The 568-nt window shown below is 58.5% G+C and carries 2 protein-coding genes; both read right to left on the reverse strand.

Annotated elements, in window-relative coordinates; genetic code table 11:
* The coding region (locus ACTJKM_RS36055; RefSeq protein ID WP_440661893.1) for a flagellin N-terminal helical domain-containing protein at positions 1-138 on the reverse strand (138 nt) is incomplete at its 3' end.
* Between the two features lie 292 nt (positions 139-430).
* Positions 431-568 (reverse strand): flagellin (locus tag ACTJKM_RS36060; RefSeq protein WP_440661894.1); only part of this gene is annotated, 138 nt, incomplete at its 5' end.

Consider the following 568-nt stretch of genomic DNA (forward strand, 5'->3'; position numbering starts at 1 on the left):
GTAAGCGGCGTTGTCGGCAGCGGAACCGACGCGCAGGCCCGACGAGATGCGGTCCTGGGTGGTTTCCATATCCGAATTGATCGAACGCAGAGTGGAGAGAGCCGCCATTGCGGCGGTGTTCGTCATGATGCTGGTCATTGGCTGAGTGCCCCTTGTTGGCAATACTCGTGAAAAAGGGACATTCCGGGAGCTACCGGGAAGCAGCGGTCAGCCTCATGCCTGTTAACCGGTTGTTGTTGTTGGTTAACCCGCTCCTTCGATGGACACAGCAAACACCATCGTGGTTAACGGCAACCTAAGACGCCGCGATTATTTTTCGAAACGCTCCAACATCCGATTTGGCACAACAAAAAACCGCGCCTCTTGCGAAGCGCGGTTTCGATTTTCTGCAGTCGGGCGCGGGCCGGGACCCGCGCCGCCTGGCGCCCGATTAACGGAACAGCGACAGGATGTTCTGCGAGTTCGAGTTGGCGATCGAGAGCGCCTGGATACCGAGCTGCTGCTGCGTCTGCAGAGCCTTCAGGCGGGTCGACTCTTCGTTCATGTCAGCGTCGACGAGCTTGCCGAT

It is taken from the genome of Ensifer sp. 22460, assembly GCF_052044935.1.
Lineage (GTDB): Bacteria > Pseudomonadota > Alphaproteobacteria > Rhizobiales > Rhizobiaceae > Ensifer.